Annotated in this window: 14 protein-coding genes; 5 read left to right on the top strand and 9 right to left on the bottom strand. The window is 66.9% G+C overall.

The window, feature by feature from the left end; genetic code table 11:
* Positions 1-4 precede the first annotated feature (4 nt).
* From AC1X6S_RS04420 to AC1X6S_RS04410, 3 genes are read right to left on the bottom strand one after another with little or no spacing between them, the layout of a single operon-like run.
* Positions 5-1,177, bottom strand: a complete 1,173-nt coding sequence (locus AC1X6S_RS04420; protein ID WP_483404568.1) for an Mrp/NBP35 family ATP-binding protein — start codon at positions 1,175-1,177, stop codon at positions 5-7.
* Positions 1,164-1,676, bottom strand: a complete 513-nt coding sequence (locus AC1X6S_RS04415; protein WP_108962171.1) for a DUF1003 domain-containing protein — start codon at positions 1,674-1,676, stop codon at positions 1,164-1,166. Before AC1X6S_RS04415 ends, AC1X6S_RS04420 begins: the two co-directional genes overlap by 14 nt.
* Positions 1,669-2,952 carry a magnesium transporter MgtE N-terminal domain-containing protein gene (locus AC1X6S_RS04410; protein WP_108391454.1) on the bottom strand — a complete coding sequence of 428 codons (1,284 nt, stop codon included), beginning with the start codon at positions 2,950-2,952 and terminating at the stop codon, positions 1,669-1,671. Before AC1X6S_RS04410 ends, AC1X6S_RS04415 begins: the two co-directional genes overlap by 8 nt.
* Positions 2,953-3,039: 87 nt before the next feature.
* On the opposite strand from AC1X6S_RS04410, the gene AC1X6S_RS04405 reads away from it, so the two are divergent.
* Positions 3,040-3,540 carry a YflT domain-containing protein gene (locus AC1X6S_RS04405; RefSeq protein WP_483404567.1) on the top strand — a complete coding sequence of 167 codons (501 nt, stop codon included), beginning with the start codon at positions 3,040-3,042 and terminating at the stop codon, positions 3,538-3,540.
* A 116-nt stretch (positions 3,541-3,656) separates the two neighbouring features.
* On the opposite strand, the gene AC1X6S_RS04400 is transcribed toward AC1X6S_RS04405, so the two are convergent.
* The gene (locus tag AC1X6S_RS04400) at positions 3,657-5,099 is read right to left on the bottom strand and encodes an aminopeptidase P family protein (RefSeq protein ID WP_483404566.1); all 1,443 of its coding nucleotides are present in this window, start codon (positions 5,097-5,099) and stop codon (positions 3,657-3,659) included.
* 53 nt (positions 5,100-5,152) lie between these two features.
* Positions 5,153-6,172 (bottom strand): endonuclease/exonuclease/phosphatase family protein, encoded by a 1,020-nt coding sequence (locus AC1X6S_RS04395; protein WP_483404565.1) that lies wholly within the window; start codon positions 6,170-6,172, stop codon positions 5,153-5,155.
* Positions 6,173-6,252: 80 nt separating this feature from the next.
* Between AC1X6S_RS04395 and AC1X6S_RS04390 the strand changes: the two genes are divergently transcribed.
* Positions 6,253-7,149, top strand: a complete 897-nt coding sequence (locus tag AC1X6S_RS04390) for a PHP domain-containing protein (RefSeq protein WP_483404564.1) — start codon at positions 6,253-6,255, stop codon at positions 7,147-7,149.
* 973 nt (positions 7,150-8,122) lie between these two features.
* Here the strand turns inward: AC1X6S_RS04390 and AC1X6S_RS04385 are convergent.
* Complete coding sequence (locus AC1X6S_RS04385; protein ID WP_483404975.1) at positions 8,123-9,556, bottom strand: DEAD/DEAH box helicase; 1,434 nt, start codon at positions 9,554-9,556, stop codon at positions 8,123-8,125.
* 151 nt (positions 9,557-9,707) lie between these two features.
* On the opposite strand from AC1X6S_RS04385, the gene AC1X6S_RS04380 reads away from it, so the two are divergent.
* On the top strand, positions 9,708-10,421 hold the full coding sequence (locus AC1X6S_RS04380; protein WP_232528829.1) for a ferritin-like fold-containing protein: 714 nt from the start codon (positions 9,708-9,710) through the stop codon (positions 10,419-10,421).
* Positions 10,422-10,577: 156 nt separating this feature from the next.
* Here the strand turns inward: AC1X6S_RS04380 and AC1X6S_RS04375 are convergent, their stop codons facing one another.
* A complete protein-coding gene (locus AC1X6S_RS04375; RefSeq protein ID WP_483404563.1) occupies positions 10,578-10,865 on the bottom strand; it encodes a hypothetical protein in 288 nt (95 codons plus the stop codon).
* Positions 10,866-10,871: 6 nt separating this feature from the next.
* Positions 10,872-11,096: a DUF3107 domain-containing protein gene (locus tag AC1X6S_RS04370; RefSeq protein ID WP_483404562.1), complete on the bottom strand. Its 225-nt coding sequence runs from the start codon at positions 11,094-11,096 to the stop codon at positions 10,872-10,874.
* Between the two features lie 137 nt (positions 11,097-11,233).
* Here AC1X6S_RS04370 and AC1X6S_RS04365 point away from each other — a divergent pair, with 137 nt between their 5' ends.
* A complete protein-coding gene (locus AC1X6S_RS04365) occupies positions 11,234-14,389 on the top strand; it encodes a PD-(D/E)XK nuclease family protein (protein WP_483404561.1) in 3,156 nt (1,051 codons plus the stop codon).
* Positions 14,386-17,694: an ATP-dependent DNA helicase gene (locus tag AC1X6S_RS04360; RefSeq protein ID WP_483404560.1), complete on the top strand. Its 3,309-nt coding sequence runs from the start codon at positions 14,386-14,388 to the stop codon at positions 17,692-17,694. The genes AC1X6S_RS04365 and AC1X6S_RS04360 overlap by 4 nt, the downstream gene beginning before the upstream one ends.
* Here AC1X6S_RS04360 and AC1X6S_RS04355 read toward each other — a convergent pair.
* Positions 17,598-18,941: a phosphotransferase gene (locus tag AC1X6S_RS04355; protein WP_483404559.1), complete on the bottom strand. Its 1,344-nt coding sequence runs from the start codon at positions 18,939-18,941 to the stop codon at positions 17,598-17,600. The two genes, AC1X6S_RS04360 and AC1X6S_RS04355, sit on opposite strands and share 97 nt — an antisense overlap.
* Positions 18,942-18,950: the final 9 nt, after the last annotated feature.

Below are 18,950 nucleotides of genomic sequence, written 5' to 3'. Positions count from 1 at the left end.
CCGATCAGGCCGGGGCCAGCCCGAGCCGCCGGCCGGCGAGACCGCGTCCGCGGGCAAGCAACTGGTCGGCGATCGAACGGATGGCGACGCTCGCCGGGTCGTCGGGGTGCGCCAGGACAACCGGTACCCCGGTGTCGCCACCCGACCGGAGCGGAACGCTCAGCGGAACACTCGCGAGCAGGGGCACGTCGGGGGCGTCGGGCGTTGCGCTCAGCCTACGGGCGAGTTCAGCGCCGCCACCGGAGCCGAAGAGTGAGAGGACGCTGCCGTCAGGCTGCACGAGCCCAGCCATGTTTTCGATGACCCCGATGACCTTCTGACCGGTCTGCCTCGCCACGATTCCGCTGCGCTCGGCGACGTCGGCCGCTGCCGGCTGCGGGGTGGTGACGACGAGGACCTCGGCGTTCGGCAGCAGCTGGCCGAGCGAAATCGCCACGTCGCCCGTTCCCGGTGGAAGGTCGAGGAGGAGGACATCGAGGTCGCCGAAGTACACGTCGGTGAGGAACTGGCTGATCGTGCGGTGCAGCATGGGGCCACGCCAGGCAACGGCCTGTGTCGCTTGTCCGTCCGCTTTGCCGAGGAACATGCCGATCGAAATCACCTTCACGCCGTACCCGATCGGAGGCAGGATCATGTCACCCACCTGCGTCGGTGTTCTGAGCGATGTCTCGTCAGCGGTGGCATCCGTCAGTCCCAGGAGGCCCGGGATCGAGAAACCGTGGACGTCAGCGTCGACGATGCCGACGCTCAGGCCCCTCGCGGCGAGCTCGGCGGCGAGGTTCGCGGTGACGGTCGACTTGCCGACGCCACCCTTTCCGCTCGTCACGGCGTAAACCTTGGTGAGCGTGCCGGGGCCGAACGGCATCACCCGCGCGGCCTTCGGGCCGCGGAGCGACTCGGTGAGCGCGCGTCGTTCCTCCGGCGTCATCACGCCGACGGCGATGTTCGCACTCGTGACGCCCGGCACCCGGGAGACCGCTGCCGTGACATCGCGTTCAATCGCTGTGGCCGCGGGGCAACCGACGATCGTCAGTTTGATGGCGACGGATGCTGCCCCGTCTGCGGAAACCGCAATGTCACCGACCATGCCCAGTTCGGTGATCGGCCTGCGAATTTCCGGGTCGATCACCGTGGCGAGTTCGTCGGCGATGCGGCGTTCGAGGTCAGTTCCTGGCATCGTCCTTGTCCTTCTCGAGTTCTTCGAGAAGCGACCGGAGTTCCTGGCGGATGAAGTCCTTCGATGCCATGTCCTTCATCGCGAGTCGCAGGGCCACGACCTCACGGGCGAGGTACTCGGTGTCGTTGAGGTTGCGTTCGGCGCGCTGTCGGTCCTGTTCGATCTGTACCCGGTCACGGTCGTCCTGGCGGTTCTGGGCGAGGAGGATCAGCGGGGCAGCGTACGAGGCCTGAAGCGAAAGGATGAGCGTGAGCGCGGTGAAGCCCAGGGCTGCCGAGTCGAAGCGGAAGTCCTCGGGACCCCAGGTGTTATACGCGATCCAGGCGAGACAGAACACGGTGAGGCCAGCGAGGAACCCCGGGGTGCCCATGGCGCGGGCGACCCACTCGGTGAACCGGCCGAATCTGTCACTCGACTCGCGTCCCCGGCCGGGGAGCATGGACGGACGGAGGCCCTTGGGGGCGTCAAGGCGCACGTCGTTCCTGCGGATCTTAGCCATGAGTCGCCCTCCTTCCCTGTGGTTTGTGCGTGATCACCGGTTCGTCGTTCTGACTTCGCCAGTCTTCGGGCAACAGGTAGTCGAGGACATCGTCAATTGTCACCACCCCGACGAGTCTGTGTGTGTCATCAACGACGGGAACCGACACGAGGTCATAACTGGCCAGGATCCGGGAGACTTCGGCCGCCGAAGCCTTCGCCGTCACTGGGTCGAGGCTCTGGTCCATGATCGTGCCGAGGCGTTCATGCGGCGGATAACGCAGCATCCGCTGGAAGTGCACGATGCCGAGGTATCTGCCGGTCGGCGGTTCGTACGGCGGGAGGGTCACGCAGACCGCCGCACCGAGTGCCGGCGGGAGTTCGGGGCGCCGAATGAGGGCGAGGGCCTCAGCGACCGTGGAATCGGCGGAGAGGATGACGGGTTCCGTGGTCATGAGGCCGCCGGCGGTGTCGGGGGCGAACGCGAGGAGCATACGCACGTCCTCGGCCTCCTCGGGCTCCATCAGCTCGAGCAGGTGTTCACCGCGGTCGAGGGGAAGCTGTGCGATGAGGTCGGCGGCGTCGTCCGGTTGCATCTGGTCGAGGACGTGCGCGGCGCGGCCATCGCCGAGCTCGGTCAGGATGGCGACCTGGTCGGTCTCCGGCATCTCTTCGAGCGCGTCGGCGAGCCTGTCGTCCGGGAGTTCTTCGACGACCTCGATCATCCGGTCCTGCGGCAGGTCGAGCAGGGTGTTGGCGAGGTCAGCGGGCTTCAGGTCTGAGTAGGTGGCGATGAGCTGTTCGGCCGACTGGCCCTCGGGTCCGGACTGCTTCTCCCGGATCTCCCGCCAGGTTGCGAACGTCGTGGTGCCCTTAGCGAAGGGAGAGGGTGACAGCTTGGGGCGCCTGACGAAGTACTGGCTTACCGCCCACGCGCCTGGTCCGACCTCTTCGATGGCGATGTCCTCGATGGTCGCTTCACCGGATCCGTCGACGAACTCGACCTTGCGACCCAGGAGCTCGGCGATCACACGCACCTCGCCGCCCCGCTGTTCGAACCGGCGCACGTTGATGAGACCCGTTGTGATGATCTGGCCAGCGGCAATCGAGGTGACCCGGCCGATCGACACAAAGACACGTCGTTTGCCGGGGATTTCGACGATGAGACCGACCACACGTGGCGGATCGCTCTTGCGGTACACGACGAGCACATCACGCACCTTGCCCACGCGGTCACCCGCTGGGTCGAAGACTGTGCAGCCGGCAAGCCGGGCGACGAAAACTCTCGATCCACTCACCCCTCTAACTTAGTGCCGTTCCCTGTACGGGGGTGGGGGTGAACGTCCGGGGCTGCGGTTCACGGGCGCCGGTGTGAGAATGGAGGGGTGAGCAATCAGCAGCAGCGCCGAGGCGCAGACCGGTACCCGTTCGAGTCGATGATTCCGCGCGGTGAAACCGTCGCCAGTTTCGAGAGCTACAGGGAAGCGCAGAACGCCGTCGACGTCCTCGCCCAGGCGGATTTCCCCGTCAAGCAGGTGTCGATCGTCGGTGATGGACTCAAGAGCGTCGAGCGAGTGACCGGCCGTCTCAGCTATGGGCGTACCGCTGGCGCCGGCGCACTGAGCGGCGCGTGGCTCGGTCTGTTCTTCGGGCTCCTGCTCATCATCATCAACCCGGCCGCTGACCTCACCTTCGTCGGTGCCGCTGTGCTCATCGGTGCCGCCTTCGGCATGATGTTCTCGGTTGTGTCGTACGCGCTCAACAGGAGGCGCCGCGATTTCACCTCGATCATGCAGGTCATCGCGACGAGCTACACGGTGACCGTGGATCCCGAACTGGCGAACCGTGCACGGAACCTGCTCGAGAGCGCACCGACCAAGCAGTAGCTCTCCGCTTCAGGTCTTCGCCCGACAGGGCCGAACGAGAAAGCCCCGCCTCAATCGAGGCGGGGCTTTTCTCATTCGCGACCGTGCGGCGAGCCGGGTTGGGGCAGGTCGCCGTCTCAGGCGTTGCGGCCCGCGATCCAGTCTTCGACCTCGTCCGCCGTGCGCGGGATCGCCGCTGAGAGGTTCTCCGCGCCGGTCGCCGTGACGAGGATGTCGTCTTCGATCCGAACGCCGATCCCGCGGAACTCTTCGGGAACGCTGAGGTCGTCGGGCTGGAAGTAGAGCCCGGGCTCGATCGTGAAGACCATGCCTTCCTTGAGCTCACCGTCGTGATACATCTCACGGCGTGCGGCAGCACAGTCGTGAACGTCGAGGCCCAGGTGATGACTGGTTCCGTGCACCATGTAGCGACGGTGGAACTGCTTGTTCGCCTCGAGCGATTCTTCGGCGGTGCCGGGGAGCATGCCCCATGCCGCGGTGTGCCTGGCGATAACCTTCATGGCCTCGGCGTGGACATCCCGAAAGAGGATGCCGGGGCGCACGATGGCGAACGCAGCGTCTGCGGCTTCGCGGACGGCTTCGTAGACCGCCCGCTGTACCTCGGAAAACCGGCCGTTGGACGGGAGGGTGCGGGTGATGTCGGCGGTGTAGAGCGTGTCGACTTCGACGCCAGCGTCAACGAGCATGAGGTCCCCGGGAACCACGGGGCCGTCGTTGCGCGTCCAGTGCAGAATGCACGCGTGAGGGCCAGAAGCGGCAATTGTGTCGTAACCGACGGCGTTTCCGTCGAGTCGAGCCCTCGTGTAGAAGACGCCCTCCACGACCCGCTCGCCGCGCTCGGACGCCGTAATCCTCGGGAAGTCAGCGATCACGTCGCTGAAGCCACGCGCTGTCGCGTCGACCGCGAGCCTGATCTGCTCGATCTCGAAAGCGTCTTTGACGAGGCGCAGTTCGGAGAGGAACGTTGTCAGTTCGGCGTCCTCTTCAACCGTGAGGTCGGCATCCGTCACCTGGAAGCTGTCGATGGGGGCGGTGGCGATGCCGAGATCGGCGGCGACCTGCGCGAGTGACGGGCGTGGCCCGATCCAGAATTCGCCGATGGCGGGATTCGCGTAGAACTCATTCGACGAGCGGTCGGCACGCTCGCGGAAGTACAGGGTGGCCTCGTGGCCGTTTCCGGCGGGTTCGAGGACCAGGACGGAATCCGGTTCGCTGTCGGCGCCCCAGCCGGTGAGGTGCACAAAGGCCGAGTGAGCGCGGAACGGGTAGTCGGTGTCATTTGAGCGCTGTTTGAGCGAGCCGGCCGGAACGACGACGCGCTTGCCGACGAAGGCTGCCGAGACGAGCTCCCGGCGCTTCGCCGCGAACGGTGCCTGTGCCCGGGGCTCGGGGAGAACATCGACACGGTCAGCCCAGTTCGATCCGATGTAGTCCTGGAACTCCGTGGATGCTGGCGTTGTGGAGCGGTTGGAGGTGCCTCGAGGCTCTTCGCTCGTGGTCTCTTCGCTTGCCGGGGCAACGCCGGTGGGGGACTGGATCGTTTCGCTTGCGTTCTGCATCCCTCTATTGTCCACCCCTTCGCTGGGAAGGACGAGAAGCGGCAGTGCCCGCGTCAGCCGCGGGGGCTGAGTTGGACGATCACCGGCCGGTGGTCGCTGCCGGTGCCGTCCTCTTCGGTGGCAACGCGCATTCCAGTGACGGTCCAGTCGGGTGTGGCCATGACGTGGTCTATCGGGGCACCGAGAAGGGCGGGGATGCTGCTCGGCCAGGTGCCCACGGCACCGTTGCCCGACTGTGTGCCCGCGTCGATACAGTTGCCGAGGGCCGCGCCGTCAGTCGTGCCGAGCCCGGCCATGTTGTCGAGTGTTGCGTTGAAGTCGCCGGCCATGATCACGTTGCCCGAGGCGCACTGGGCGGCGAGCCAGTTGAGGTCGTCGCGCCAGTTGTCCATCTGCCCGTCGATGGGTGCCACGGCGTGTGCCGCGACGATCGTCGGGCCGTCACCGTCGATCGGTTCGACGATGACCGTCGGCAGCACCTTCGTGTTCTCGTTGCGTTCGGCGTTACTCGTGACCTTCATGTAGTCGCCGAGGGCAGGGCTGACGAGCACGGTCGTCGATCGCGCGGGCGAAATCTGGTCGAACCATTCGGTGTGCACCCACATCGGCCGGCCAGCGTCACGCATGGCCTCGGCGATCTCGATGCCCGTTTCCTGGGTTGTCTCCGGCAGCGAGATCACGTCGGCATTGGATTCGACGGCCAGGCGGGCGACGGCGGCGGAACCCGGAGCATCACCGAGCGTGTTCCAGCTGAGTACGGTGATGGACTCCGGAGTCTTATCGGCGAAGTCTGTGTTGCCGAAGCCGCGATCGGCGAGGATAAAGCCGTTGGCGGCCACGAAGATGACAAGGAGTGCCGCGATGGTTCCGGCGAAGGCGCGCATCGGCTTCGCGACGGCGAGAAGGGCGAACACGATGATCGCGACGGCAGACATGGCGGTCACGAGTGAGCGCATGCTCGTCACCTGGGCGAGGATCCAGGTCCTCTGAAGATTGAACAGTTCGGGCCAGCTGACGATGAGCAGGAGAACAGCAATCGCGATGGTCACAATCGCGCCGAGAAACTTGAGCATTATCCAGCCACATTACCCACATCGGACTGTGAGAGGACTCCGCGTCAGTGGCGTGTTCTCCCGAGCCATAAGCTGGGACTATGTCAGGGGAGATGTTGTTCCGTGGGCCGAGTGACCTGCACACCCACTCGCGGGTGTCGGACGGCACCGAGTCGCCGTCGCAGCTCGTGCGTGAAGCGGCCGCCTCCGGCCTCGGAGCGGTCGCCCTCACCGACCACGATTCAACGGCCGGGTGGCACGAGGCGGCCGGCGAGGCGCGGAAGCAGAACATCACGTTTATTCCGGGTATGGAGTTCAGCACCCGGGTCGGCTACAAGAGTGTTCACCTGCTCGCCTACCTCTTCGACCCGACGTCCGCCGAGCTCGTCGCCGAAACGGCGCGCATCCGTGAGTCGAGGCTCAAGCGCGCGGAATCCATAGTCCGCCGCATCGGGGCCGACTATGCGCTCAACTGGGACGACGTGCTCGCCCAGACGACACCGGGGGCAACGGTCGGTCGACCACACATCGCTGACGCTCTCGTTGCCCGTGGGCACGTGCCGACCCGCAGCGAGGCGTTCACCGGCATCCTTCACCCCCGAAACGGCTATTACCTGCCGCACTACGCGCCCGATCCGCTCCGCGCCGTCACGCTCGTGCGCCAGGCGGGAGGGGTTCCCGTCATCGCTCATCCCGCTACGCGGGGTCGTGATGCCATGATCGACGAGGCCCAGCTGAGCACGCTCGTCGACGCTGGCTTGTTCGGGCTCGAACTGGAGCATCGCGAGAACACCGTGGATGGCAAGATCCGGTTGCGGGAACTCGCTGCCAAATTCGGACTCGTGCTCACGGGCTCCAGCGACTACCACGGTGCCGGAAAACCCAATCGCCTCGGTGAGAACACGACACCGGATGCCGTCGTGCAGGCCATCATCGACGAGGGCACAGGCTCACAACCGGTCTACCCGGTCGGCAGCGACGAGAAGCTCCCCGGCTGACGCCCGCTGGCTGCCGCCTCCCGCCGGTGTCTGTCGCTTCGGGAGGAGGATCGGGTGAGCCGGACAGCTATCGGCCACGGGCCCCCGGATGTACCTCCCGAAACGACGGTGGAATGGCCGGCGGGCGCACAGGGGATGGGTGGTGCTTCGGGCGGAGGATCGGGTGGGCCGGACAGCTATCGGCCACGGGCCCCCGGATGTACCTCCCGAAACGGCTGTGGAGACGCTCGGGTCGGGGGGCAGACAGCCGCGTCCGGCCGGGGAGCCGGCCGTCGCGCCAGTCGAGCTCGGCTGCGACTCGCCCGGTCTTCCGGAGTTGCGGCACCCCGGAAGCGCCCGCCCTCCCGCCGGTGTCTGTCGCCTCGGGAGGAGGATCGGGTGGGCCGGACAGCTATCGGCCACGGGCCCCCGGATGTACCTCCCGAAACGACGGTCGAGACGCTCGGGGCGGGGGACTGGCCACCGCGTCCGACCAGGGAGCCGGCCGTCGCCCAGTCGAGCTCGGCTGCGACTCGCCCGGTCTTCCGGAGTTGCGGCACCCCGGAAGCGCCCGCCCTCCCGCCGGTGTCTGTCGCCTCGGGAGGAGGATCGGGTGGGCCGGACAGCTATCGGCGACGGGGTCCCGGATGCTCCTCCCGAAACGACGGTGGAATGGCCGGCGGGCGCACAGGGGATGGGTGGTGCTTCGGGCGGAGGATCGGGTGGGCCGGACAGCTATCGGCCACGGGCCCCCGGATGTACCTCCCGAAACGGTGGAGGCGCCCGTCGGGCACGACGACGAGAGGCCCGCCCGACATAAGTCGGACGGGCCTCTCGGGGGAGTAGCGCTACTCCGGGCGGAGGATCGGGTGGGCCGGACAGCTATCGGCCACGGGCCCCCGGATGTACCTCCCGAAACGGTGGAGGCGGCCGGCGGGCACGACGACGAGAGGCCCGCCCGACATAAGTCGGACGGGCCTCTCGGGGAGTAGCGCTACTCCGGGCGGTTGGTGCGGCGACGCGTGCGCGTGCGACGGCGCGGCGCACTGTTGCCGTCGTGGTGCTCAGGGCCCTGGCCGTCGTGGGTGCCAGCGGCAACGACGGGGGCGTCGGTTGCACCACCACCACCACCACCAGCAGCAGCCGCAGGAGCCGCAGTCCGGGTACGACCGCGTCCGCCGCGGGAGTCGCGCGAACCGCCCTCACGGGGAGCACGGTTCGACGAATCACGCGAGCCGGTCTCACGCGGGCCGCGCGGCGGTGCTGCCACGAGCGTCGACGGACGCAGGCGGCCCTTGGTGCCGGCGGGGATGTCGAGGTCTTCGAACAGGTGCGGGCTCGACGAGTAAGTCTCGGTCGGTTCCGGCTGACCGAAGTCGAGCGCCTTGTTGATGAGCGCCCACTTGTGCAGGTCGTCCCAGTCGACGAACGTCACGGCAATACCGGTTTTGCCAGCGCGGCCGGTGCGACCAACGCGGTGCAGGTAGGTCTTCTCGTCTTCGGGGATCGTGTGGTTGATGACGTGGGTGACGTCGTTGACGTCGATTCCGCGCGCCGCCACATCCGTTGCGATGAGGACGTCCTTCTTGCCGGCCTTGAACGCGGCCATGGCGCGTTCGCGCTGCTCCTGGCCGAGGTCACCGTGCACGGCGGCGGCGTTGAAACCGCGGTCGTTGAGTTCTTCGACGAGCTTGGCGGCCGCACGCTTGGTGCGCGTGAAGATCACTGTCTTGCCGCGACCCTCAGCCTGCAGGATGCGGGCGATGACCTCGTCCTTGTCCATGTTGTGGGCGCGGTAGACGAGGTGTTTGATGTTGGCCTGCGTGAGGCCCTCATCGGGGTCAGAAGCGCGGATGTGGATCGGCTTCGACATGAAGCGACGCGCGAGGGCGACGATCGGTCCTGGCATCGTTGCCGAGAAGAGCATCGTGTGACGCGTCGGCGGTGTCTTGGAGAAGAGCTTCTCGATGTCGGCGAGGAAGCCGAGGTCGAGCATCTTGTCTGCTTCGTCGAGCACCATTTCGCGGACGTTCGACAGGTCGAGCAGACGCTGGTTGTTGAGGTCGATGAGTCGACCCGGCGTGCCGACGACGACCTGGGCGCCGGCCTTGAGCTGCTCGATCTGGCCCTCGTACGCCTTGCCGCCGTAGATCGAGACGATCTTCGTCGGGCGGTTCGCGGCCGCGAGCTCGATGTCCTCGGTCACCTGCACGCAGAGTTCGCGGGTCGGGACGACGATGAGCGCGACGACGCCGGGTGCCGGGTCATTGCCGATCCGCTGGAGAAGCGGGAGGCCGAAGCCGAAGGTCTTGCCGGTTCCCGTCTTCGCCTGGCCGATGATGTCCTGGCCGTCGAGTGCGAGGGGGATGGTCTGTTCCTGGATGGGGAAGGGCTCGAGAATGCCCTTCGCCGCGAGGGCGTCTGCCATGTCCTGCTCGACGCCGAGATCAGTAAAGTTCACGTTTATAGTTGCCTGTTCATGCATAAAAGCGGTCTACGCCCTGCATGTTGACCCAGGCGTAGGGTCCCGATCCGGTGCCGGGACAGTCCAAGTCTACCGGAGCACCTACACTGGAGCCGTGGTTTCAAGGTTTCGATACTCCCGGCCGCGTGCGCCGCTGCCCCGCCTCCGGTCCCGCACGAGCCATGTTGTGAAGACGAAGGTGGACTTCGCGGAACTCGCGCCTGACACCTCCGGCTACCTCGGCCTCGTTGCCTACCTGCAGCTCGGGTTCTTCCAGTCGATCTCCATGGTCTCCGCGATCAGCGAGCTGGCGGCCAAGGAGACCCTGTCAACGGCGGCCGGTTTCGCGCTCTCCAAGCACCAGGGACTCGTCGCCGAGATCCGCCGCCGCGGCGAGGACCCCACTGAGGTCATGGCGCCGTACGTCTCACGAGTCGATGACTTCCTGCTCCTGACGCGCGGGGCATCCGTCAATGAGAATCTGCTGAGCATCTACATCACGCAGGGTTTCCTCGACGATTTCTTCATCAGCCTGTCCGATGGGCTGCCGCACGATGTCGGGGCGAGGTATGCCAGCCTTCTCGGTGCGGACTCCGGAACATCCGGGATTGTCTCGCTGTTGACGGATGCCATCACCGTTGATCCAAAGCGGGCGCACTTTCTTGCAATGTGCGGCAGGCGCCTGCTGGGTGACACCCTCCTGCTCGCGCAGTCTGCTCTCGTTCTCGAGGGGCACAGCGAGTCGGAAGAGGCGCGGATCGAGCCCGTCTTCACCGAGCTCATCGCAACCCACACCCGCAGGATGGACGCGCTCGGCCTTACGGCCTGACCAGGTTGCGGCCTGATCAGGTCGTCGATCGAGGCGAGTGGCGTGATCTCCCGCCTGCGGCGTCACTGCCGAGCGGGGTCGCCGCCAAGCGGGCACCAACGAACACTGGCCGGACGCTTTCGCGCCCGACCAGTGAGTGTCGTCTTTTGCTGGGTGTCAGCCGCCGAGCGCCACGAGGCGCTCCCAGTCTGATTCGGCGCGCACCCGCCCGATCATGAACGCGGATGCGACGGAGACGATGGCAGCGACAGCGAGGGTCGCGACCCAGATCCATCCGCCGTCCCACGCCCAGCCGAGCCAGGTCAGCCCGAGCCAGACGACTCCGGCGGTGATTCCACCGATCGCGGGGATGAGCGCCACACCGTGCGTGTCACGCCGTGGCATGACATACCGCGCTCCGATCCCGATGGCGATGCCGAAGAGCATCACGAAGAGCAGCTCCATGGCCGGTTATCCGACGAAACCGATGCGGCGGGTTTCCTCGCTGCCGATTTCGACGTAGGCGAGGCCAGCGGTGGGCACAATGTACATCTTGCCCTTGTCGTCGCCGACGGTGAAGAAGCTCTTGCCCGAGTCGAGGGCATCGGCGATGAGCTTCTCGATCTCGGCTGTTGACTGGGACGACTCAAAGCTGAGTTCGCGACCGCTGTTGGTGATACCGATACGGATTTCCACTTGGCAGACCCTTTCGTTGCGTTACGCCCAACATTACGGCAGTTGATCAGCCGCCCGGGCCGGGACGCACTCGCCGAGAGCGAACAGTGCGGCGCTCCGCCGAGGGGATGTCCGGGGTCGGTTATACCGTGGATTTCGTGGCCATCAGAGGATTCCAGATCGAGCGCGCTGAGCGCAGCGAGAGCGGGGATCTCTCTCTCGACGCGACGCAGCGGGCTGTTCTGGTGCTTGGTGACGCCACGTCAGCGGCGGTGTCCGGTGCGCCAGGGAGCGGCAAGACGACCACGATCGTTGAACTCGTGGCCGACCGTATTCTCAACCGTCAGTACGCTCCGGCTGAGGTGCTCGTCCTCGCCCCGAACCGGCGCGCAGCCGCGCGACTTCGCGACCGTCTTGCTCTGCGGGTCGGAGTACCGACCCCCGGTCCTCTTGCGCGCACCCTGAGCTCGATCGCCTTCCAGATCGTCGGGGCCCGAGCTGCTCTCGAGGGGAACGAACCGCCTCGCTTACTCACCGGCGCCGAGCAGGACACGGTGATCGCCGAGCTGCTCGCCGGGCATGAACTCGACGGGACAGGTCCGCTGTGGCCCGACCCGCTCGTTGCCGACGTTCGCAGGCTCAAGGGTTTTCGTACCGAGTTGCGAGAGCTCATGATGCGCAGCGTCGAGGGTGGGCTCCGCCCTCGCGATCTCGACGCACTCGGTACGAGACATGACCGCCCTGAGTGGTCTGCGGCCGCGAGGTTCATCGACGAATACGAACGCGTCATCGACAGTTTCGGTACCGGGTATCTCGACTCGTCAGAGCTCGTCGCCCAGGCGACGGCAGAACTCGACCGCGGGTTCGGGCTCGAAGGCGTTCGGCTCGTTGTCGTCGATGACCTTCAGGAGCAGGGGTCTGCCGCTCTCGCATTCCTCGGGGTGCTCGCGCGACGCGGCGTCTCGATTGTTGCCTTCGGTGATCCGGACGTCGCGGCGACGACGTTCCGCGGTTCGGATCCGGCGGCGCTCGGGTCGCTTGGCCGCACGCTCGGCGTGCCCGTCGCGTCGCTTCGGCTCGGAACCGTCTACCGCCACGGGGCTGCGCTTCGCACTGTGGTGCAGCAGATCACCGGCCGGGTCGGTGCAGCAGGTACCGTCGGTCACCGGGCGGCCGGAGCGGCCGTGACCGAGGGCTCCGACATCGATGAGGCCGTCATTACTCCCGTGCTCCGGATCGAGGCCTCGTCGCCGGCCACGGAACACCAGGCGATCGCCCGGGTTCTCAGGGAACATCACCTGTTCGGTGACATCCCCTGGAAGAGGATGGCGATCATCGTGCGATCGGGAGCATCGATCGCGCAACTGTCCCGTTCGCTCGCGCTCGCCGAGGTGCCGACGGCGACGCCGGCTGGCGGCAGGAACATTCGTTCTGAGTTCGCCTCCGGCCAGCTCATCGACGCTGTGGCGCTTGCCGTCGGTCGCATGGAACCCGCCATCGAGCTCTTGACACGTCTGATCACCGGGCCGCTGTGCGGGCTCGACCCCGTGGCGCTGCGACGGGTACGACTCGCGCTTCGCCACGAAGAGATCGCCGGGGGCGGCAACCGGTCAGGCGACGAGCTCCTCCTCGACGCCCTCGCCCAACCCGGTCGATTCGCGACGATCGACTCAGCTGCCGCCCGTCAGGTCGGTCGCTTCGCGACGACTCTCGCCGAGGCGACGTCGGCGGGCGTCGCGGGAGCGAGCGTCGAAGAGCTCCTCTGGACGTTCTGGGAGAGAAGCGGACTGGCATCCGCCTGGTCGGCGCAGGCCCTCGGATCCGGGTTCGCCGCCGACGAGGCGAATCGCCACCTCGACAGCGTGATGGCGCTCTTCACCGCTGCAAAGCGGTTTGTGGAGCGCAACCCGACAGAACCCGCCGGCCGGTTCATCGATGAAATATTGGCCTCCGAAGTGCCGGAGGACTCGCTCACGCCGCAGGCCGCGAGCGACGCGGTCTTCATCGGCACGCCGAGCGGCGTCGTCGGTGCGGAGTTCGACATCGTCGTCCTCGCCGGACTGCAGGACGGCGCATGGCCCAACCCACAGGTCAGGGGAACCCTTCTCTACCCGCAGCAGCTCAGCCAGGTCGTCGCTGGACTCCCGGTCGCCGACCTCGACGCACGCGCCGAGGTGCTCTCGGACGAACTCCGCATGTTTGCCCTGGCGGTCTCACGCGCACGTCACCAGGTCGTCTTCAGCGCGACGGTGAACGACGACGAACAACCGTCCCCGTTCCTGCGGTTCCCCGCGATCCGAAACGCCGAGTTGCGCACCGCCGCCGACCAGCGGCATCCGTTATCGCTTCGCGGCATGGTGGGCGTTTTGCGCAGGCGGCTCGTGACCACAGGGGATCCTGCGGCTGCTTCGGCACTCGCACGGCTGGCCGCCGAGGGGGTCCCCGGTGCCGACCCGACCCAGTGGTACGGGCTGCTCGACCCGTCGACGACCGAGCCGCTGGTCGACCTCAGCGACCCGGAGGCCCGTGTCTCGGTGTCGCCGTCCAAGCTGGAGACCTTCGAGAAGTCGCCGCTCGCCTGGTTCATCGACACCATGGCGGCGGCACCATCGGGGCTCGCCGCCGACATCGGCACTGTCGTGCACGCGGCCATGGAACACGCTGGCCACATTCCCACCGCAGAACTCACCCCGGCCGACGTCACGGTCGACGCGCTCTGGGAACAGATCGACGCCCACTGGTCCGAGCTGTACTTCGAATCGCCGTGGCTCGCCGAACGACAGCGGCGCGCCACCCACAAGCTCGTCGAGGGGCTCAGCCAGTACCTCACCGACTTCATCGCCGCCGGCAGTGAGACCGTGAGCGCCGAGGGAACGTTCGCCGTCGAGCTGGGCCAGGTCTCGCTGTCCGGCAAGATCGACAGGGTCGAACGGATGCCGAACGGCGACGTCGTCATCGTCGACCTCAAGACCGGCAAGACAGCGCCGACGAAAGCCCAGGTGGCACTCAACCCGCAACTCGGCGGGTACCAACTCGCCCTCGCGGCGAACGCCATTGACGGCACGAGCGCCGAGGATTCCTCCGGCGGTGCTGCGCTGCTGTACGTCTCGGGCGGAGCACGGGGCAAGAACTACAAGGTGCTGAGTCAGGACGCGATGACGGACGAACAACGCACAGAGTTCGCCGAGCGTGTGGTGCAGGCCGGTCGGGGTATGGCGGCGGCCGAGTTCCTCGGCGTGCACGATCTCGACGAACGCGACCCGAAAGCAGGATTCATGTACCGCATCCACCTCGTCGCGGCGGTGTCCGCGTGAGTGACCTGGAGATGGCCGAACCCCGGTACTTGGCGCGCGACATCGCCACCCTGCTGGGGCTGCCGCAGCCCACAGACGAGCAGGTCGCCGTCATCGAGGCCCCGCTCGCCCCAGCCCTCGTTGTCGCGGGCGCTGGCAGCGGCAAAACCGAGACCATGGCCAACCGGATCGTCTGGCTCCTCGCCAATGGCTACCTGAGGGTCCCCGAAATCCTCGGCCTCACATTCACGCGCAAGGCCGCCGGTGAGCTGGCGACCCGAGTCAGGGAGCGGATCGGGCAGCTCCAGGATGCCATCGCCGACGACGAGAACGCCCAGGACATCGACGTCCTCGAGGCGCCGTCGATCGCGACATACAACTCGTTCGCGAGCAGCCTGTTTCGTGAGTATGCGCGCCTCATCGGCCGCGAGCCCGACCAGACGGTCATCACAGAGGCCTCGGCGTGGCGACTCGCTCGCGGGCTCGTCGTCGCGAGCACCGACGACCGCCTTCCGGCCATCGAGAAGAGCGTCGACCAGCTCACTGCCGCCGTTATTTCGCTGAGTCATGCCCTGAGCGACAACGATGCAGCGGGCGAAGCGGATGCCGTTCGGCGGTTCTCCGAAGAATTCCACGATCTCATCACCCTCGACATCCACGACGGCAGCCGTTCCAAGAAGACCCCCTTCACGTCGGTCGTCGACGCCGTCCGAGACGTGGATGCCCTGGGCGTCCTGCTCGAACTGGCCGGCAGGTTCGCCGACGAGAAGGAGCGCAGGGGTTTCATGGAGTTCAGCGACCAGGTCTCGCTCGCCCTCGAGATCTGCCGCCGCGTGCCCCGCGTGATCGACGAGTACCGCTCCCGGTTCAAGGTCGTGATCCTCGACGAATACCAGGACACCGCCGTCGTGCAGACCGACCTGCTCGCCCTGTTGTTCTCCGGGCACCCCGTCATGGCGGTCGGTGACCCGAACCAGTCGATCTACGGCTGGCGGGGCGCGTCGAGCGCGAACCTCGCCCGGTTCGCCGAGGACTTCGGGGGCAGCGATGGGGCTGGCACGTTCGCCCTGTCGACGAGCTGGCGGAACTCAGCCCGCGTGCTCGACGCGGCGAACGCCATAGTGGCTCCGCTCCCGGTCTCGGCATCGGTGCCCGTTTCGCGGCTCACCTCTCCACCCTGGGCGGGGGACGGCGACGTTCGGGTGGTCTTCCCCGAGACCGTCACAGACGAAGCCGATGTCGTCGCGGGCTGGCTCGCCACCGAACTTTCCCGGCCAGCGGGCAACGGGTCACGCCGCACGGCGGCGCTCCTCTGCCGCTCGCTCAAGAACGTCGCGGTGTTCACCGAGGCGCTTGCCCGTCACAAGGTCCCGTTCCACATCCTCGGTGTCGCCGGGCTGCTCGAACAGCCGGTCATCGTCGACCTGGTCTGTGCGCTCCGCGTGCTCCACGACCCGACGGCGGGCAGTGAGCTGATTCGTCTGCTCACCGGTGCGCGCTGGCGGATCGGTGCCCGAGACATCCAGGCTCTGAGCTCGCTCGCCCGCTGGCTCGCCGATCGCGATCTGTCGCAGCAGCCCATCCCGGCCGAGGTGAAGCAGAAGCTGTTCGAATCCGCGGCATCCGACGACGGGAAATCGATCGTCGACGCACTCGACTTTTTGCAGAACGCCCCGACCGGCCACAAGGCTTTGCAGCAGTTCAGTGAGACCGGCCTCGAACGGATGCGAGCGGCTGCCCGCCAGCTGACGGCGCTTCGCCGTCGCTCGGGACTCGACCTCTACGACCTCGTCAACCTCGTGGTGCAGGAGTTCCTGCTCGACATCGAGGTGGCCGCCAATGCGCACGCGCCTCTGGGCCAGCCGAGCCTGGACGAGTTCACCGACCAGATTTCGTCGTACCTCTCGGTCGATGAGAACGGCTCGCTCGGGTCGTTCCTGTCGTGGCTTGCCGACGCCGAGCAGCGTGAGAACCTCAGTCCGCGCGCCGAGGATCCTGAGCCAGGAACCGTGCAGATCCTGACCATCCACGGCTCGAAGGGGCTGGAGTGGGACAGCGTTGTCGTGCCGCGCATGGTTCACGGCGAGTTGCCATCGCCGCTTCGGAGCAAGCGCGGCTGGACGGCTTTCGGCGAGCTTCCCTTCGAGTTCCGGGGTGACCGGCACGAGCTTCCTGTCTTTGCATGGCGTGGCGCTGCTACCCAGGCCGACGTCGACGACGCGTACGTGACGTTCGGCGCAGAACTCGAGGCCCGAAACGACGCTGAGCAACGACGACTGGCCTACGTTGCCGTCACTCGCGCGAAAGATGCCCTCCTCGTCACCGGATCATTCTGGGCAACCCAGAAGCAGCCCCGCGGTCCAGGTTCTTTCCTCCGTGAGATTGTCGGTGCCGTCCCCTCGAGCTGCGACGACCTCCCGGAGAGCCCGCAGGCGGAGGAGAACCCACTGGCGGCCGACGAGAAGTTCGAGATCTGGCCGCTGAATCCGCTCGGCAACCGAGCCGATGCCGTTCACGCTGCCGCAGCATCCGTCATCGAGGCAAACCCCGCAGCCGACACCGCCTGGTCGGGAGACATCGACCTGCTGCTCGCCGAACGGAACCGCCGGATGCACGCCGAGGAGTTCGTGCCGATTCCCGACCGCGTTCCTGCCTCGCGCTTCAAGGACTACGTGACGGATGCCGCCGGCCTCGCCGCCCGAATGCGCCGCCCGCTCCCCGAAAAACCGTACCGCCAGACCCGGCTCGGAACCCTCTTCCACAGCTGGGTTGAGCAGCGGTCGGGAATCGCCGGCGGGCAGGAGAGCCTCGATTCGGATCCGTTCGAGTTGGACCTCGACCCGGATTCGACGACCGGGTCGGTCCAGGGCACGCTGATGCCGATCGAGCAGCAGGAACGGGAGGCTCTCGAGGTGCTGCAGCGCACCTTCGAGAGGTCGGAGTGGGCGGACCTCGCTCCCATCGACGTGGAACGCGAGATCAACTTCGTGCTGGAGGGCCAGATCATCATCTGCAAGCTCGACGCGGTGTACGAACGCGACGGCAGGTTCCAGATCGTCGACTGGAAGACGGGTCGCGCGCCGAAGACTGCCGCCGAGCTCGACGACCGCCAGTTCCAGCTCGCGCTGTACCGGCAGGCCTATGCCGAGTGGAAAGACGTCGACCCTGAACTCATCGACGCCGTGTTCTACTACGTCGCTGACGACCTGGTCCTGAGGCCGGAGAACCTCTACTCGGCCGAAGAGCTCGGTCGACGCTGGGTCAGCGGAGTGATCTCGCCCGATTCCGCAGCCTCGAGCGCCGCGAAGTCCAGCTCGGCGGTGTAGCCGTCACCGGTTGCGCCAGTTGCTGGAGTGCCGGTTGCTGGTGAGCCGGATGCCGTCTGGTCGCGTGCGGCAGCGTTCGCCTCGGTAGCGGCCGCGCGGGCTTTCTCGACAGCGGCGAGGTCGATCGGACCGGTCTCGATGGCATCCGTGTTGTTTGTGCCGTCGTTCTCGTCGCGGTCACCGTCTACGTCGTCCTCGGCCAGCGCTGCCTCGAACTGGGACCGGTCGTAGCTGTCCGTTTCCATGGCGAAGCCGTGCGCCTGCGCGGCAGACGTGGTCTGCGGGGTGCGCGAGAGCATCTCTTCGACGTCGGCAACGGCCATGATCGGGCCGGTCTGGGGTGACAGCGGATGCATCAGGTCGCCGAGCACGTGATCGACAAGACCGTCGAGGAGCGCCACGGCATCGTCGATGACCTGCTGGTCCTTTGTGTCGACGCCGTGCAGCAGCCAGCGCGCAAGTTCGAGCTCGGCGTGAAGCATCGATCGCTGGCTGATCAGCCGGTCCGGATGCCGTGCGGCGCTCAGCCGGTAGGCGGCGAGGACGCTGTCAGCTGCTTCACCCGCGCCGCTCAGCCAGTGCAGGTCCCGCGCCGGGTCGCCCACGCGCAGCGAACCCCAGCCGATAATCCCGGTAACGATCGGGCCGACGTTGTGGTCGGTGATGACGAACGATTCTGCGCTCAGGGAGCCATTGATGACCGCCGGCTGGAACTGCCACAGCGCTTCGTCGGCGGCGGCGTCGGTCCAGCGCTGCTTCACCGCGGCGGGGAGCAACCGCGTTGCCGCGGCGCGCTCGATGACGTTGCGGGCTTCGGTGCGGCAATCGGCTGCGGTCAGCGACGGCAGCCCGACCTCGGCCACAAACGAGCCAGGGAGAGAGTGGATGGCGGCGATCGCAGCGCCGATCGACGTTGCGACTCCATCGCCGGCGGGAATGTGCTCGGCGGGCACGCCGTACCCGGGCAGGTAGTCGTAGACGACGGCGCGGGTTCCGCGAACGGATGTCTGACCGACGACGGTGGGGACCTCGAACGGCAGCCGGCTCCGGATTCCGGCCGTCATCGCCTGGAGAGCGATGAGTTCGACCGACTGGTCACTCGCCGATTGCTCGTTGGCGGGCACCCGGACGACGAGTTCCCTGTCGTCGCTCGTGCGGAGGAGTGCGGAGTCGAAGTCGCCGGTCTGGCCGTGACCGAACGGGCCGCTGCCGACGAGCTGCAGGTCCGCGACAGCTGAAGTTGCCAACGCGGCTAG

Source organism: Mycetocola sp. Y442, assembly GCF_056898615.1.
This window is presented reverse-complemented; position numbering and strand designations above follow the sequence as displayed.

Bases quoted from the DNA above. Each gene is read 5' to 3' on its own strand.
- AC1X6S_RS04400 (WP_483404566.1), bottom strand. From the start codon at position 5,099: ATGCAGAACGCAAGCGAAACGATCCAGTCCCCCACCGGCGTTGCCCCG.
- AC1X6S_RS04390 (WP_483404564.1), top strand. From the start codon at position 6,253: ATGTCAGGGGAGATGTTGTTCCGTGGGCCGAGTGACCTGCACACCCAC.
- AC1X6S_RS04375 (WP_483404563.1), bottom strand. From the start codon at position 10,865: ATGGAGCTGCTCTTCGTGATGCTCTTCGGCATCGCCATCGGGATCGGA.
- AC1X6S_RS04385 (WP_483404975.1), bottom strand. From the start codon at position 9,556: ATGGCAGACGCCCTCGCGGCGAAGGGCATTCTCGAGCCCTTCCCCATC.
- AC1X6S_RS04415 (WP_108962171.1), bottom strand. From the start codon at position 1,676: ATGGCTAAGATCCGCAGGAACGACGTGCGCCTTGACGCCCCCAAGGGC.
- AC1X6S_RS04420 (WP_483404568.1), bottom strand. From the start codon at position 1,177: ATGCCAGGAACTGACCTCGAACGCCGCATCGCCGACGAACTCGCCACG.
- AC1X6S_RS04395 (WP_483404565.1), bottom strand. From the start codon at position 6,172: ATGCTCAAGTTTCTCGGCGCGATTGTGACCATCGCGATTGCTGTTCTC.